The sequence below is a fragment of the Pseudomonas nabeulensis genome (genome assembly GCF_004682045.1).
Taxonomy (GTDB): Bacteria; Pseudomonadota; Gammaproteobacteria; order Pseudomonadales; family Pseudomonadaceae; genus Aquipseudomonas; species Aquipseudomonas nabeulensis.
This window is the reverse complement of the sequence record NZ_QUZT01000004.1, coordinates 14,417-29,029: the sequence shown is the minus strand read 5'-3', so window position 1 is coordinate 29,029 and position 14,613 is coordinate 14,417. Positions and strand designations below refer to the sequence as shown.

The 14,613-nt window shown below is 55.5% G+C and carries 12 protein-coding genes and 3 pseudogenes; 7 read left to right on the top strand and 8 right to left on the bottom strand.

Translation table 11 applies throughout. The features are described 5' to 3' along the window. Window positions 1-414: 414 nt before the first annotated feature. The 5 genes and pseudogenes from DYL61_RS03415 to DYL61_RS03395 all read left to right on the top strand — a co-directional run bounded on the left by DYL61_RS03415 (window position 415) and on the right by DYL61_RS03395 (window position 5,239). Window positions 415-1,758, top strand: coding sequence for an FAD-dependent oxidoreductase (locus DYL61_RS03415; protein ID WP_135307207.1), 1,344 nt, complete (start codon window positions 415-417; stop codon window positions 1,756-1,758). A gap of 339 nt (window positions 1,759-2,097) precedes the next feature. Then, window positions 2,098-3,747 (top strand): methyl-accepting chemotaxis protein, encoded by a 1,650-nt coding sequence (locus tag DYL61_RS31400; RefSeq protein ID WP_135307206.1) that lies wholly within the window; start codon window positions 2,098-2,100, stop codon window positions 3,745-3,747. A gap of 223 nt (window positions 3,748-3,970) precedes the next feature. Next, window positions 3,971-4,285: pseudogene (locus tag DYL61_RS03405) on the top strand (group II intron maturase-specific domain-containing protein); the annotation flags it as partial. Between the two features lie 145 nt (window positions 4,286-4,430). After that, a pseudogene (locus DYL61_RS03400) lies at window positions 4,431-4,934 on the top strand (IS66 family transposase); the annotation flags it as partial. Further along, window positions 4,931-5,239, top strand: coding sequence for a peptidylprolyl isomerase (locus tag DYL61_RS03395; RefSeq protein WP_135307205.1), 309 nt, complete (start codon window positions 4,931-4,933; stop codon window positions 5,237-5,239). The pseudogene DYL61_RS03400 and the gene DYL61_RS03395, both read left to right, overlap by 4 nt. A 168-nt stretch (window positions 5,240-5,407) precedes the next feature. Here the strand turns inward: DYL61_RS03395 and DYL61_RS03390 are convergent, their stop codons facing one another. The 5 genes from DYL61_RS03390 to DYL61_RS03370 all read right to left on the bottom strand — a co-directional run bounded on the left by DYL61_RS03390 (window position 5,408) and on the right by DYL61_RS03370 (window position 9,903). Beyond that, window positions 5,408-6,370 (bottom strand): alpha/beta fold hydrolase, encoded by a 963-nt coding sequence (locus DYL61_RS03390; RefSeq protein ID WP_135307204.1) that lies wholly within the window; start codon window positions 6,368-6,370, stop codon window positions 5,408-5,410. A gap of 29 nt (window positions 6,371-6,399) precedes the next feature. After that, window positions 6,400-6,798, bottom strand: coding sequence for a helicase (locus DYL61_RS03385; RefSeq protein WP_135307203.1), 399 nt, complete (start codon window positions 6,796-6,798; stop codon window positions 6,400-6,402). A gap of 22 nt (window positions 6,799-6,820) precedes the next feature. Then, window positions 6,821-7,705, bottom strand: coding sequence for an alpha/beta fold hydrolase (locus DYL61_RS03380; RefSeq protein WP_238704518.1), 885 nt, complete (start codon window positions 7,703-7,705; stop codon window positions 6,821-6,823). Window positions 7,706-7,778: 73 nt separating this feature from the next. Next, window positions 7,779-9,038 (bottom strand): NADH:flavin oxidoreductase/NADH oxidase family protein, encoded by a 1,260-nt coding sequence (locus tag DYL61_RS03375; RefSeq protein WP_135307202.1) that lies wholly within the window; start codon window positions 9,036-9,038, stop codon window positions 7,779-7,781. A gap of 205 nt (window positions 9,039-9,243) precedes the next feature. Next, window positions 9,244-9,903 carry a winged helix-turn-helix transcriptional regulator gene (locus DYL61_RS03370; RefSeq protein WP_202978022.1) on the bottom strand — a complete coding sequence of 220 codons (660 nt, stop codon included), beginning with the start codon at window positions 9,901-9,903 and terminating at the stop codon, window positions 9,244-9,246. A 452-nt stretch (window positions 9,904-10,355) separates the two neighbouring features. Between DYL61_RS03370 and DYL61_RS03365 the strand changes: the two genes are divergently transcribed. Together DYL61_RS03365 and acuI are read left to right on the top strand one after the other, a co-directional pair. Continuing rightward, window positions 10,356-11,255 (top strand): alpha/beta fold hydrolase, encoded by a 900-nt coding sequence (locus tag DYL61_RS03365; RefSeq protein ID WP_135307201.1) that lies wholly within the window; start codon window positions 10,356-10,358, stop codon window positions 11,253-11,255. Between the two features lie 93 nt (window positions 11,256-11,348). Continuing rightward, window positions 11,349-12,334, top strand: a pseudogene (acuI, locus tag DYL61_RS03360) (acrylyl-CoA reductase (NADPH)). A gap of 126 nt (window positions 12,335-12,460) precedes the next feature. Here the strand turns inward: acuI and DYL61_RS03355 are convergent. From DYL61_RS03355 to DYL61_RS03345, 3 genes are all read right to left on the bottom strand, one after another. After that, the gene (locus DYL61_RS03355; RefSeq protein WP_135307200.1) at window positions 12,461-12,655 is read right to left on the bottom strand and encodes a hypothetical protein; all 195 of its coding nucleotides are present in this window, start codon (window positions 12,653-12,655) and stop codon (window positions 12,461-12,463) included. Window positions 12,656-12,711: 56 nt separating this feature from the next. Then, the gene (locus DYL61_RS03350; RefSeq protein WP_135307199.1) at window positions 12,712-13,710 is read right to left on the bottom strand and encodes an NADP-dependent oxidoreductase; all 999 of its coding nucleotides are present in this window, start codon (window positions 13,708-13,710) and stop codon (window positions 12,712-12,714) included. Window positions 13,711-13,816: 106 nt separating this feature from the next. Further along, window positions 13,817-14,605, bottom strand: coding sequence for an SDR family NAD(P)-dependent oxidoreductase (locus DYL61_RS03345; RefSeq protein ID WP_135307198.1), 789 nt, complete (start codon window positions 14,603-14,605; stop codon window positions 13,817-13,819). Between the last annotated feature and the right edge of the window lie 8 nt (window positions 14,606-14,613).

Genomic DNA, 14,613 nt, shown 5'->3' with positions numbered 1-14,613 from the left:
TCGTTGTTGTGGGACTTGCTGCGGGGGCAATGACTTAGAAAGAGGGTGTGGCTTCTTCCAACTGCTCATCAGCTTTACGATGGGAACTGTAAAAAATGCCATTAAGATTGCAGTGATAAATATAAAGACAAGGCGGGGGGCAGGCGGGAACCAAATCAATGCGAACTGTTATGAATTAACGGTAGCGTGTGGCTAGAATTTATGAAGCGGAAGCCCTGGCCGTTGTTTCAGTTATGTAACTCACTTTACAGTGCGATTCGTTCAATCTGCACTGCGTGGAATTTTACTTTGCATGGAGGCTGAATTCTTAATTCAATCGAACGACTCCCCGTGTGACGGTTCTTAGGCGGTTTTAATCGAGAATCATATAAATCCTCTGCCCGTGTTATTTCTGGCGAATTAATAGGAAAGACAATGATAGAAAATAAGCTTCGATTTGATGCGCTCGTGATCGGTGCCGGTGCAGGTGGTGTTTCCGCTGCGGCGCGGCTGACACAGGCTGGTTATCGTACGCTGCTAGTCGAGTCTCTGGAGCGTGTCGGCGGACGCGCCTCGACGCGGGAGGTCGACGGGTTCCTGCTGAACAGCGGTGCCCTGGCAATCGAGCGCGACGGTGCGGTAGCCGAGTTGTACAAGGACCTTGAACTCAAGCTCGACATGTGGATACCCGAGCCGCAGACCTCGCTGCTTTGGGGGAGGCGCGTGTTTGACGTCGATCCGGGCAAAGGACTGACCGGAACAGCCAGAACGCTAGTACCCTATCTGCTCAAGTTCATCGGATCGGTCGCACCTGCTTTCCGTCCCAAGAAGGGTCAGTCCACCACTGAATGGGTGAACCGGTTCACGCGCAGCAAGCGTATCCACAACTTGGTGGACAACGTCTGCGGTGCGTTCTTCGCAGGTTCCGGTGAGGATGTGCTCGCCGAGGTGTTCCTCTTCTGCCTGACCCAGGGTACATCATTCAAGAGCATCGGTTACACAGTGGGAGGCACGATCGAGGTATGGAAGGGGCTTTCCAACTGGATTGAATCCCAGGGCGGCGAGGTCTGGCTGAACTCGCCGGTGAAGCGGCTGATCTTCGGCTTGGACGGCCTGGTCACCGGTGCCGAGATTGAGCATGAGGGGCAAGCTATCTCCGTGTCAGTAGACGTGGTGGTAAGCAATGTCGGCCCGCTGAACACGGTCCGCATCGCTGGTGCTGAAAACTTCCCTGTCGGCTACGCCGAATCGGTGGAGAAAGCGACCGATGGTGCCGCGATCATTACCATTCATTTCGCCAGTCCCAAGCCGCTGGTGCAGTGGCCCGGCCTAGCGCTGATCGGAAAGAGCCGACGCCTGACCTATGCGGGCAACTTCAGCGCACCGGAGCAGAAGCGCATCCTGCGGCCAGGTGAGTGGTACCTCTACTGCGGGGCATCCACGCCGCGTCCGGCGCGTGGCGACTTCGACCTTGAGAAAGAAAAGCAACTGCTCATCGCTGACCTGAAGGACTACTTCCCGGGCTTCGATGAATCAATGATCGTCGCGATCGACGTGACAGCGCATGAGTGGCCGGCGCAACGCGCGATCACCGGCTATGATTTGCCAATCGAAACGCCGGTCGCCAACTTGTGGAACGTGGGTGACGGCGTTAAGGAGTTCGGCGACGCAGGGACCGCCGCCTGCACGCGCACGGCGAACAGGGCGGTCAAACAGGTTATTGAGAATTTCCCGATAAAGGTTAGGCAAGGACCGGTTTCCGTACCGAGCCACTCCTAGTAACTCTCGGTAAGATCCAATAATAATTCTGAATTGAATCGCGTTCTGAGAATTGAGTGGTTGGTTCGCATTCATTGCGATCGCGGTCAGTTTTATCGGGCTAGTTTTGTTAGGACTGTTGCCATTCCCGCTCGGTCCTGACGGCGCGCAGATCGAAGTCGTCGCCTTCTATTCGGGAAACTCTCTTGTGGTCATGAGGTTGGCTATTGACTCGGTCGGTCTAGGTCTAATCGCTATCCTTGGCGCTGGGACCACAGTTCTGATGTGGAGGACCGAAGGAGAATCGACCGGCAATTGACTGGAAAGGGCTGACTTTTTCGGAGTCTCCTTGAAGGCAGCGTGTTGGAAACACAGAGCTACCATTTTATAACAAAAATAAGGGGCATGATTGTGGCGAATAGTGACCATATGTTGGGAGGGCTTGGGGTTCAATCCAAGTTGATGCTCTTGTTTTCTCTGGTTATTGGTGTAGGACTAATTGTCACGCTTACTGGGTTTTACAGTGTTTTCGCACTCTCCGGTCTGCTAGAGAAAAGTGGGAAAGTTAGTGATCTTATGGTGAAAGTGCAAAATCTAAAGGCGGCGGAAAGGCAATATCTGCTACTTCATGATGAACAAGCTCTTCAAGATAGAGCCTCGTCAATGGAGCGGCTAAAGAGTAGTATTGAAGAATCTTTTCCTTCGTTCGTGTCTCCGGCGACAGATGACTTGAATGGGTTAACTAACGAGCTGGTTGCCCATGATCGGAAGTTTTCTGGACTGGTCCGCGCTGCGTTGCCTAATAATTTCGGATCGGCTCCGGGAGTTCCAGTTTCTTGGAGGGAAGAAACTGAGCAGTTGGCTGGTCAAGCTGCAGGCTTGGAGAGGTCGGTAGACAAGCTGATGTCGCATCTGGTCATGGATCGTGATGATAAGGTGGCTTTGATATACACACTATTGGCTGGGGCTACACTGATAGCTATATTTATCTCTGTGTGTGGTGTCTGGTTCATATCTCATCAACTTGTTCCTCCTCTAAAAGCGACTGTTCAGTGGGCTGAGCGCATTGCCTCTGGTGATTTGGTCGATGTGGAGGAAAGCTGCCGTAACGATGAGATAGGGAAGTTGCAAGGCGCTACTCGTAGAATGGCAAATGGTTTACGTCATCTCGTAGGAGACATCAATCAGGGAGCAGAGCAATTGGTTGCTGCCTCCGAGGGACTTTCGTCGATTTGTGCGCAGGCTCAAACTGATATTGAACAGCAGAAATTGGCAATAGCACAGGTCTCTGCTGCTATAAATGAACTGGTGATAACGGTTCAAGCGATTGCACAAAGTACAGAGGAAGCAGCTACATTGGCAAGCATGGCGGATGAAAAGGCACGCGGCGGAGAGCGAGTAGTAAATGGTGCAGTCGAATATATAGAATGCCTCTCTGAGGATATGGCTAAGTTAGGCGGCGCGATGGAAAGACTTCAGCACGATAGTGAATGCATAAATCAGGTGATTGATGTAATAAAAGCTGTCGCAGAGCAAACTAATCTCTTGGCATTAAATGCGGCAATCGAGGCTGCTCGAGCAGGGGAGCAAGGACGCGGATTTGCAGTGGTTGCGGACGAGGTTCGAGGGCTCGCGATGCGTACTCAGCAATCGACAAAGGAGATAGAAAGTCTCGTAATTTCGCTTCAGGAGGGAAGCCATACGGCGTGGGAGCTTATGCAGCGCGGCAATTTACGAACTAGAGAGGTTGTAAATCTAGCCCAGCAAGCGCGTACCTCGTTGCTTGAGATCACTCAAGCAGTAGCTGATATTCAAGCCATGAACCATCAGATCGCTGCAGGCGCCGAAGAGCAGGGCGCTACAGTGGTTCAGATCAACCAAAATATCATAGAGATTCACAGCATGGCTGACCTGTCTGCAATTAAGTCGGGGCAAACGATGAGTTCTTCAGTAGAACTAGCTCGTTTAGGTAGTGACTTGCAGCAGTCGGTCGGGCGTTTTCGTTGGTAAAAGATGAGAGACTTCAATATAAAACTTTCCCGCGATCTTGCTATGCTGCAGGTGGGTTTTCTTAGCGCGGGTAGTTTATGTTCATACCGCCTTGGCCAAAGGTATTGGATAGCTACAAAATATTTCCATATGTTAAACGGGTTAGGGGAGTGATTCGTTTCACGAAGAGTTCCTCGATCGAACGGCATATTTGCCTGTTGGGTACCAATGATCGAGACCGGAAGCAGTACCTCAAGTCGTGAACGGCCTGCGTCCTTATCTGCTGCGGTGAAAAGCTTACTTTGGATTGTCGCAAGCCCCGCGAAACTGGCGAGAGCTGGACGAATGGATACGACATCGACTCCGAGCTACCCAACTCAAACACTGGAAGCGTGGAACGACTATCTACAGAGAGCCACGAGCACTTGGTGCGCGCGAGGAAAGCGCACGCAACGTTGCGGGAAGCTCGCGCAGCAGGTGGCGTAACAGCCGTATGGAAATGAACCGAGTGCTTGAAATTGCATGGTTCGACCGCTTGGGACTACCACGTCTCTCCTGACCTCAATCTCTCGAACCGCCCGGTGCGGACCCGCATGCCGGGTGGTGTGGCAGGAGTACGGTCTATGAAGACCGTCCCCTATGCCGATTAGCTGGCACCTAGGCTTGCATCTGGCATTGGTACGATGCTCCGTAAGCGATCCATCAAGGGTAAAACCGGTCGGGCCGATGTTGCGCTGACGATGATCAACAAGTTGTACGGTATCGAACGTGATTTGAAAGAAATGACGGATGAGCAGCGCTTTGCCGGTCGCCAGGAAAAGAGCTTGCCGGTGCTCGCGCAGTTGAACTGGCTGGAGAAAACTCAGCCGCAAGTCGCATCGCAAAGTGCTCTCGGCAAGGCGCTCAGTTATCTGGGCAGCAACTGGAGCCGGCTGGAACGTTACGTGGAGGCCGGTTTTTTACCGATCGACAACAACGCCGCCGAAAGAGCAATCAAACCGTTTGTGATCGGTCGCAAAGCATGGCTATTCAGTGACACGCCCAAGGGTGCCACCGCCAGTGCGCAGATCTACAGTCTGGTCGAAACGGCTAAAGCCAACGGCCAGGAGCCCTATACGTGGCTGCGCCATGTACTGGAGCGATTACCGCAGGCTGAATCAGTTGAAGATGTTGAGGCGTTACTACCCTGGAATTGGAGGGCATCATGAGTATCAATATTGATCATCTGAGTGTCGATGAATTAGTGACATTGAATCATCACATTATCGAACGGCTGAAGATGTTGGAGTCGTTGGAGGCTCATAAATCGATGATGCAGTTCCATCCAGGAGCACGGGTAAGTTTCGATTCACCCAATGGTGAGCGCCTGTCCGTTACCGTCATGAAGTTCAATCGCAAGACCGTCACAGTGGTAACCGACACCGGCCAACGCTGGAATATTTCGCCGCACTTACTGTCACCGATCAAAAATGTACAGGCGGGGATGGTGGTGGATATCAGGCCTAAAAAATGAAGTAACTGTGCCGAGAATGGTCTCCGCGCCAGTGACTTGATTACCCCCCCCCCCCTTCCTCACGTGCTGTTTGTTTGGATAGGTGGGGTTTATGGATCAGTTACAAACAGTCAGTTGGGAAGGCCACATCGACGCCTGGCGTTCGAGCCAGGCGGATGCAAAAATGTATTAACGAGCCAGAAACTTGAGCGCGGCGGGTACGAAGTCGGCGTAAAACTGAAATATGCCTCCATGGCCCGCATCAGGGTAGATGAGCAACTCGCTGTGAGGGAGCCTGCGTGCGAGATTACGCGAGTTCTCAATCGGAACCATCAGGTCGTCTTCTCCGTTGGCGATAAGCACCGATTGCTTGACGACAGAAAGATCGGCGGGGGGCTTTTCGCCCCAGGCGCGCAGTGCCTTTAACTGCGCCCGATAAGCGCTAAAGGTGATCTCGTCGTCGCGCTTTTCAGAACGCTCCTTCAACCGTTCCAGGAACGCTTTGCCAGCGGTGATTCCGTTAGCGGTACGCGTGAAGAACAAAAACTGTTTCGGATCCTGGCCCGTGAAGAGGCCCCGAATCAGGGCTCTATTCGAAACGCCGGAGACGGCGCTGATGCCCTCGCCACCTGCCGGGCCGGTCCCGGCCAGGATGATCTTGCGGACAAGTTTCGGCTCCTTGAGTACGATTTCCTGGGCAATCATCCCACCCATCGAGAACCCGAACAGATCGACCTGCGTATAGCCCTTGGCTTTGATGAAGCTGATCGCGTCATCAGCCATCTGTTCAATGGTTGTCGCGGGTTCGCCGGTTGAAGCGCCTATCCCACGGTTGTCGAATACGACAACGTGGTGTTTCCCCGCAATTCCGTCCACTACACGCGGATCCCAGTTGTCCAACACGGCGGCCAAGTGGTTTAGAAACACGACGGGCTTGCCAGCCTGATTTTGTCCAAGTTCACGATAGGCGTAGTAAACACCGCCTGTTGAGATGAACTGGGTGCGGACATTTCGCCATTCGACAGCCGGTTGCGATTCGCTTGATGATGGGCTTGGCGAGCGATAGCCAACTGCCTGGGTCTGTGCGGATGCGGTAGTAAAGGTTGCTCCAAAAGTTAAGCACATTAAGGCCGTTGCAAATAAACGATGCATTTTTTCTCCAGAGTCGAGTGTGTCTAGCCCTAGCGCGTAGTAAAAAAAAACTGCGCGGGGTTTTTAGCGGGCTGTAAGTATTCCGTCAATCCCTGGAACCACATCACCTCAACAAAGTCGCCGCTGATGTGTAGATCGCCTTTACGCAAACCGGTTAGAAATTCATCTTTACTGTCTTTAGCAGACAGAATGGCGAAACCTCTTTCTGCGTTTCTAAACGATAGAGTGAATGCTGGTTTTTCAGTTAAGCCTGCGGCGGACTTTATCTTGCCGTCTGCGACGGTGAAGTAGCGACCCACGCCGCCCTCCGTTTGAATTTGAAAGACCAGCGACTTACCTTTAACAAGTTTTGCGCAGCCGGGGTTTCTCCTGATTGCTCGCTGTAACAGCTTGGTCAACGCCCACAACAAAAATCTAAACTTCAGCATGATGTGCTGACTCCGTAAGTAGTTATTCGTTAAGGAATGTGATGGCGTGTTTCAGAAACCGCTCAGGGCATTGGAATTGGGCGCCGTGGCCAGCATCCGGGTACAAGAATAACTGGGCGTTCGGAATGTTCTGGGCCATGTACCATGAGTTGACCGTTGGAACCATGATGTCATTCATGCCGTTCAGGATGAACGTTGGCTGTTTGATAGCGCGCAGATGATTGAAAGGATCATTAGGGTCCAGCTTGGGCATGAAGTGCATATGGGCTTCGATCTGTGCCTGCATTACCTGCACAGAGCTTGGCGGATCCTGGTCGACACGCTGATGGCGGCGTTCCCAGAAATCGCGTCCTGCCCGTCGCGCCGCCTCGGATCGACCGAAAAACAGGAACAGAAAATCTTCCACTGTTGGTACGGGGCGTGGTGCTGCCTCCAACACGCCAGGGTCTGAGTCTGGATTACCGCCACGAGGCCCTGTACCCAGCAGTATCAGTTTGCGCACCAGATCGGGATGGCGCCGAGCCAGGTCCTGAGCGATAAAACCGCCGAGCGAGAAACCCAGGACATCGACTGTTGATAGACCAAGTGCGCGAATCACCGCAGCAGCGTCGTCGGCCATCAGCTCAATTCGGTTACGCGGTTCGCCGGAAGAGGAGGCTATTCCGCGACCGTTGTAGAGAATGACCTCGCGGCCCGCCGCAAGCCCATCCGTCATGACCGGGTCCCAATGATCCATACCTCCCCGGAAGTGTTGGAGGAGGAACAGTGGCGGCTGATCCGTCTTGTCGTTACCCCAGCGGCGATAGGCAAAAGTGTCCCCATCGACGTCGACATAGAGGGTAGGAGCGGTTAAATGGGTATAGGTCATGTTGAAGTCCTCCAGGAGGTTGTCATGTTGGGCATGCATCGCCGTTGAACCTGTGTACGGACGGAGGCAGGCACAGTGAAAATCGGTGCGATAGGGTCAGCAACCGCAGGGCTCATGCGCGCGTGCGCCGCGTACGGAACGTGCCCCAGCCACTTTTCATCAGCGATTTTGCAAACGCCCAAAGCCCACTCTCATAGGGTTTTGGATCACGGCCGCTGGCTATTCGCTTGAGCTGCAGCGTGTACCAAAGGATTTCCATGACCCCCATCTTATCGATCTGCTTGATGCCGGTGGTGATCGGTCGTACACGCTGCGCGCTGTCCTGCCCTTGCAATAGGGCGCCCGGTGCCTCGGGATCAATCGCCAACAGCCGCGCGAGGCCAATCACATCCAGTGCTCCGGAACGCAGTGCGGCGTTCATCGCAGCGGCACTGCGGAAACCGCCTGTGACCATCAGCGGTACGTTGATCGAGGCGCGCACCTTCTCGGCAAACTCCAGAAAGTAAGCCTCACGCGCTACGGTGGATGCTTTTTTGGTTTCTTTGAGGCCGCCGCTCATGGCGGGCGCCTCGTAGGTTCCGCCGGAAATTTCAATCAGATCGATGCCTGCTTCGGCGAGTGCGTGGATCGTTGCCATGGACTCCTGCTCAGTGAAACCACCGTGCTGGAAGTCCGCTGAATTAAGCTTGATACCGACCGGAAAATCGGTACCGACCTGGCGCCGGATTTCTCTATAGACGGCCAACACGAAACGCCGGCGTTTTTCAGGGCTGCCACCCCATTCATCCGTGCGCCGATTGTGGTGGGGCGACAGGAACTGATTGATCAGATAACCGTGTGCGCCATGGATCTGCACGCCGCTGAAGCCCGCTTTCTTGCAGATGGCTGCGCTGCGTCCAAAGCGCTGAATGATGTCTTCGATCTCGGCCGTCGTGGCCTCGCGTGGCGTCTCGAAGAGAGAGGCCATGTCCTTGCGAAACGGGACGGCGGATGGCGCCAGGTTGCTGCGGTTCAGGCCTTTGGTCGACTGCTTGCCCGGGTGATTGAGCTGCACCCAGATCGCTGCGCCTTGCCCGGTTGCGGCACGGGCCCACTGATGGAGTACAGGCAGGTCGGTTTCATCTTCAATCACCACGTTGCCTGGCTCACCGAGCGCACGACGGTCGATCATGACGTTTCCGGTCATGAGCAAACCAATACCTGACGCGGACCAGCGCCGGTACAGTTCGACCAGCTTCAATGTTGGATGATTGTTGTAAGTGCCCAGCGTTTCGCTCATGGCCGCCTTGGCCAGGCGATTGCGCAAAGCACTGCCGTTCGGAAGGTATAAAGGTTGGTTAAGCAGATTTTCTTCAGGTGAAGAGGCGGTCATGGTGAGTTCTCTACAAGGGGGGACACGCCGCATGAGCGCTTGACGTGCACGGGGTTACCACCGGATGACACCGGATGCAGGTAAACAGGGATAAATAGGTTTGGCTTGCAGCTAAGGCGCCCGCGCTGTTGCGCGCGCGGCAACGTGGCGAATTGAGCGCCGGCGGTCAAGGAGGAATGGTTTTCGGGGTGGAGTAGCCCTGGGCTTAGGGCTTGTACTCGAGCACTTTGAACACGCGCGTAAACGCTGGACGATCGCCGTGCAGCAGTTTTGCGTGTCCTTCGCGAAGCGCCTGGGTTGGCGTGATCTGGCGTAGAGCCAGTGCAATGAAAGTTTCCATGTCGCACTGGATCTTGACGTCGGCAAGCTCCGTGCAGGACCCGGACCTCGCCAACAGGCTCCCGTCGCTGACTTGAATATGGAAGATTTCTGCCCCCACCTGAAATTCGTACACCTCGTGCAAACCGACGCTCGCCACCGAGTCGTTCGCGGCGGTCAGGCAAAGTGCTATGAGCTCCGCCCGCGCACTGGACGGATCGATGCGCTCGTCGACCGGCAGGCTCAGCCCCCAGAAACCCAGCGCGAGCACTGGCGTGCGCAGTCGCTCGCCGAGTGCCGTCAGCTCGTAAGCGGGCGTAGCAGCAGGCGTGTGTAGCGTGACGGGTTGAATAACGGCGTTCTCCACTAGCATGGCGAGACGCTCTGAGAGCCGGTTTGGACCCATCGAGGTCAGAATCGCGAGCAGGTCCTTGAATCGCTTGGGCCCCAGCAGGAATTCGCGAATCAAAAGCAGCGTCCAGCGATCTCCCAGCACATCCAGTGAACGGGCGATTGGGCAGAGTTGGCCATAGGTTTTGTTTGTCATGACTTATTGTACATATTTTGCTCAGCCGATACGTAGCGTGATGCGGTAGATGGACGAGCACCAGCCGCTCAGAGCCAGAAGCTTTTCCCTCCGATAGCGCCGCTAACCGCGCAGCTCCCGATTGGAAAGCGCGCAGCGTTTGAACACCTTCTGCTGCCAATCGCATAGCCGTTCTCATGTAGTGCTCGCTGCTTGGGTGGGTCGAGTGTCGCTGTTGAATTAACTATACGTTTTGTATATTTTAAATGCTATACGAAAAGTATAGTTCTATGATCTTTCAAGGAGGGCAGGGCTTCATGATGTCTATACAGGCGCTTTGTCCTACCTTGAGACCGGTCGGGCAAAAGGGAGGGTGATCATTAAGGTCAGATACTCCGTGCTCCGAGAAATCTGGACCGGCAGCAAGCCATTCAAAAGGCCAGGTTTTGAACATTGTCGTGTGAGGGGGGCTTATGTTTGAAGGGTTCAAACGGCATCAGATCAACGTAGGTGAAGTTGAAATTGCCTGTGTCGTTGCAGGTGAAGGCGAACCTGTACTGATGCTGCACGGCTTCCCGCAAACCATGGCCGTTTGGGCGAAAATTGCGCCAGCGCTGGTCGCGCAAGGCCATCGGGTCGTTTGCGCGGATTTGCGCGGATATGGTGCGTCGAGCAAGCCCACGGCTCTGTCAAGCCTGGCGAACTACGGGTTCCGGGCAATGGCGTTGGACCAATTGGCGCTTATGCGTGCGCTAGGGCATACCAGGTTCCACCTTGTTGGTCACGACCGTGGCGCGCGGGTCGCGCATCGCTTGGCGCTCGACCACCCCGATTCGGTCGCAAGCGTAGCGCTGATGGACATCGTGCCAACGACGGTGCTGCTGACCGATCTGCGCAAGGAAGTCGCGCACAGCTACTGGCACTGGTTCTTCTTGTCCCAGCCTGCGCCTTTTCCCGAGCGAATGATCGAGGCTGATCCTGATTTTTTCTTCGAGAGTTGTCTTTTCGGATGGGGGGCGGCCGGGCCTGAGGACTTCAATGCTGAGCAACTGTTGGCGTACCGGGAATCATGGAGAGACCCGGCGACCATCGCTGGCTATTGCAACGACTACCGCGCTGCACTGGCGGTCGATTTTGCGGACGACTCGATTGATCAAGGACGACGTATTGCGGTTCCCGCGCAGATTCTCTACGGCGCGTCAGGCGCAATGGCTCGACACTACGACATTCCTGCTACCTGGTCGGAGCGTTTTACGACCTTGGCCAGCGAGGCCATTCCAGGCGGTCATTTCTTTCCCGATTCTGCGCCGGACGAGGTCGCAAAGCGTCTGGATACGTTTATTGCACAACATCCGTTACAGGATTGGCCATAGGCTGCAGCGCCAGTTTTGAGCTATCAGCGTCTGTATTGATATTGGCCATTACTTTGGTCTGCATCGCGACATCCTCTTGAACAGGAGAACATCATGACCTTCAAAGCACTGCTAACCAGCAAGACGGGCGAGTTGATTTCGACCAACCTGGTCAACCTCAACGATCAGGATCTCATGCCCGGTGATGTCACCGTGAGGATCGAGTACTCCAACGTAAACTACAAAGATGCAATGGCGGTCAGTGGCCGGTCTCCGATCATCCGCCAGTTCCCTTTGATTCCAGGCATTGATTTCGCGGGCATCGTCGAGTCTTCCACCTATCCCGGCATCGTCGCTGGCGACCGTGTGTTGGCCAACGGTTGGGGGTTAAGTCAGACCTGGCACGGTGGCTTCGCGCAAAAGGCGCGTGTCAGCGGTGACTGGCTGATTAAGGTCCCGCAAATGTTTTCGACCAAAGAGGCGATGGCGATAGGCACTGCGGGTTACACCAGCAATGCTGGCTGTGCTGGCGCTTGAACAGGGTGGCTTGACGCCTGAGAGCGGCGACGTTCTTGTGACCGGTGCCAATGGCGGCGCGGGCTCCGTAGCGATCACTTTGCTATCAAGCCTTGGCTTCCGGGTGATTGCTTCAACCGGGCGCCTTAGAGTCCGACTATTTGCGCACGCTGGGCGCGGCCGAGATCATCTATCGCCGGACTCTATCTGAACCGGGCGCGCCGATCGGCAAGGAGCGTTGGGCTGGCGTCGTCGACTCGGTAGGCAGCCACACCCTGGTTAACGCCCTGGCACAGACTCGGTATCGTGGCGTCGTTACGGCCTTCGGTTTGGCCCAGGGCGCCGACCTGCCCGGATCGGTGCTGCCGTTCATCCTGCGCAACGTGACGTTGGCGGGCATAGACTCGGTGCAGGCGCCGCAGCCGGTGCGTTTGCAGGCCTGGTCGCGCCTGGCTGCAGATCTGGATCTGGAAAAACTGGCAAGCACGACTACAGTGATAGGTTTGGCCGAGGTTCCTGCCATTGCCGATCGGGTGCTTGAGGGTAAAGTCCGGGGGCGTACTCTAGTCGATGTAAGCGCCTGACAGCGGTGTACCTGGCGTTGCAGCCCCAAAGCAGGAGTGCAGCTTGGTGCTGCTGGCATGAGCGCTGGCGTTATTTGCGAAGCCTCCGTGGCATTGGCGTTGATACCGCGGTGCGACTTCGCAGTTTTACTGTTGCAACATCAAGCCACGCCAGACTATTACAGGCTGAGTTGTGTTATTGGTTGACGGCTGTATAGCTGTCGCTTCTTCAAGTTTTGACTCTTGAGCCTGATGTTCACTGATGTGTTCTGCATCGGGTGTTTCGCCTGCGATTGATTCAGCGTATTCAATGATGTTGCAGTTATCATTATCCGGTTCCATCTTTTCAGCCTTTTGCGCGCTGCTGTGTTGTTCATGTTTCTGGTAGGAGGGAGCCTCTACGCTATCTGGATGACCACTTTGCCTTTCGAGCGGCCCTGTTCTATGTAGCGCAGAGCCTCTGCCGTTGACTCAAGAGGGTAAGTGCGGTCAATGACTGGCCGCACAACGCCGGACTCGACGAGCTGGGTGATTTTCTGTAGTTGCGTTCCATTTGCCCGCATGAACACGAACGCATAGCGGATGCCCAGCTTGCGTGCCTTACGTCGAATGCTGAGGCTCAACAGTTGCATGACTTGCCTGATTATCCATGGCGCCCCTCGCTCTTGTGCGAACTGCGGGGTGGGTGGCCCTGAAATGGAAATGAGCTGACCGCCGGGCTTAAGTACCTTGAGCGACTTGGCTAAAACGTCCGCGCCCAAACTGTTTAGTACCACGTCGTAGTCACGCAGGACGTCGTCGAAAACCTGCTGGTTGTAGTCGATGACTACATCCGCCCCAAGGGCTTTCACCCACGCCACATTCGCGCTGCTGGTAGTGGTGGCGACAAAGGCCCCGAGGTGTTTGGCGAGCTGGATGGCCACGGTGCCTACTCCCCCGGCGCCCGCGTGAATCAGGACTCTCTGGCCCTTCTTCAACTGTGCGGTTTCCACCAACACCTGCCAGGCGGTGAGGGCGACCAAGGGCAGGGATGCGGCTTCAGCCATGCTGAGATTGGCTGGTTTCAAGGCGAGCGCGTTTTCGTTCACCGCAATCATTTCGGCGAACGTGCCGATCCGGTCTTCGGGCGGGCGTGCATACACTTCATCGCCCAGCTTGAAGCGTTTGACCGCCGAACCGATCCGGACCACAACCCCGGCCAGGTCATTGCCGAGTGTGAGTGGAAAAGAATACGGAAGCAGCAGTTTAAATTCGCCTGCCCGGATCTTTGAATCCAGCATGTTCACGCTGCTGGCATGCAGTTGAATCAGGACGTCATGGACGCCCATCGATGGCTCGGCAATTTCGCCGATATGCCCGGCGTTCTTGCCATAACGGTCAATTAAAAAAGCTTTCATCGTGTGATCCAGTAAGTGGGCGTGTTCCGGGAGGGCTGACGAGCGCGTGCCGGGTGCAGTGGCCGGTGGTCCTGCATCCGGCGGGCCGGTGTCGATTACAAAGTGATCACGAGTGGGCGAGGTAACGCGGTGCAACAGCGGACTGCTTGATCTGTGAGAGTAGGCCCTGACGCGCCGCTTGCAGGGCATCCCAGCGCTCGTCTTCCTGAAGCGGAGGAATGGTCACAGGTTCGCGGCGGTCGAAGCCGACCAGTGCGGCATCGACCAGATCACTCACTTCCATGATTTCGCTTAAGGTGTTGATGTCGATACCGGCGCGATCCCAGATTTCTGTGCGAGTGGCGGCCGGCAGTACGGCTTGTACATAAACCCCTTTGGGCGTCAGCTCCAGGCTCAGGCCTTGGGAAAGGAACAGGACGAACGCCTTGGTTGCACCGTAGACCGACATGCCGAATTCAGGCGCCAGGCCCACCACCGAGCTGATGTTGATGATCGCGCCTTCACCTGCTTGGGCCAGGCGTGGTGCGATGGCGCTGGCGAGCCGCACCAGCGCCGTGGTGTTGAGGGCCACCAGTTGCGCAACGCTGTCGGTGCTTTGCTCGATAAAGGTGCCGGACTGTGCGGCGCCAGCGTTGTTGATCAGGATACCGATGCTAGCGTCATCCCGCAGGCGTGCTTCGACGGTCTGCAGGTCGCTGAGTTGAGTCAAGTCGGCCTGCAGCACATCAATGGCGACGCTGTGCTGGTCACGCAATGTTGCGGCAAGGGCTTCCAGGCGCGAGAGGTCACGGGCGACGAGTACCAGATTATGCCCGCGTTGGGCGAAACGCTCGGCGTAAACCGCGCCGATGCCGGTGGAAGCACCAGTGATTAGAACGGTAGGGCGATTAGTCATGGTGTCAG

Excerpts from the sequence above, each read along its gene's own strand:
- DYL61_RS03365 (WP_135307201.1), top strand. The coding sequence starts at position 10,356 with ATGTTTGAAGGGTTCAAACGGCATCAGATCAACGTAGGTGAAGTTGAA.
- DYL61_RS03390 (WP_135307204.1), bottom strand. The coding sequence starts at position 6,370 with ATGCATCGTTTATTTGCAACGGCCTTAATGTGCTTAACTTTTGGAGCA.
- DYL61_RS03350 (WP_135307199.1), bottom strand. The coding sequence starts at position 13,710 with ATGAAAGCTTTTTTAATTGACCGTTATGGCAAGAACGCCGGGCATATC.
- DYL61_RS03375 (WP_135307202.1), bottom strand. The coding sequence starts at position 9,038 with ATGACCGCCTCTTCACCTGAAGAAAATCTGCTTAACCAACCTTTATAC.
- DYL61_RS03345 (WP_135307198.1), bottom strand. The coding sequence starts at position 14,605 with ATGACTAATCGCCCTACCGTTCTAATCACTGGTGCTTCCACCGGCATC.
- DYL61_RS03355 (WP_135307200.1), bottom strand. The coding sequence starts at position 12,655 with ATGGAACCGGATAATGATAACTGCAACATCATTGAATACGCTGAATCA.
- DYL61_RS03385 (WP_135307203.1), bottom strand. The coding sequence starts at position 6,798 with ATGCTGAAGTTTAGATTTTTGTTGTGGGCGTTGACCAAGCTGTTACAG.
- DYL61_RS03415 (WP_135307207.1), top strand. The coding sequence starts at position 415 with ATGATAGAAAATAAGCTTCGATTTGATGCGCTCGTGATCGGTGCCGGT.
- DYL61_RS03370 (WP_202978022.1), bottom strand. The coding sequence starts at position 9,903 with ATGACAAACAAAACCTATGGCCAACTCTGCCCAATCGCCCGTTCACTG.
- DYL61_RS03395 (WP_135307205.1), top strand. The coding sequence starts at position 4,931 with ATGAGTATCAATATTGATCATCTGAGTGTCGATGAATTAGTGACATTG.
- DYL61_RS03380 (WP_238704518.1), bottom strand. The coding sequence starts at position 7,705 with ATGCATGCCCAACATGACAACCTCCTGGAGGACTTCAACATGACCTAT.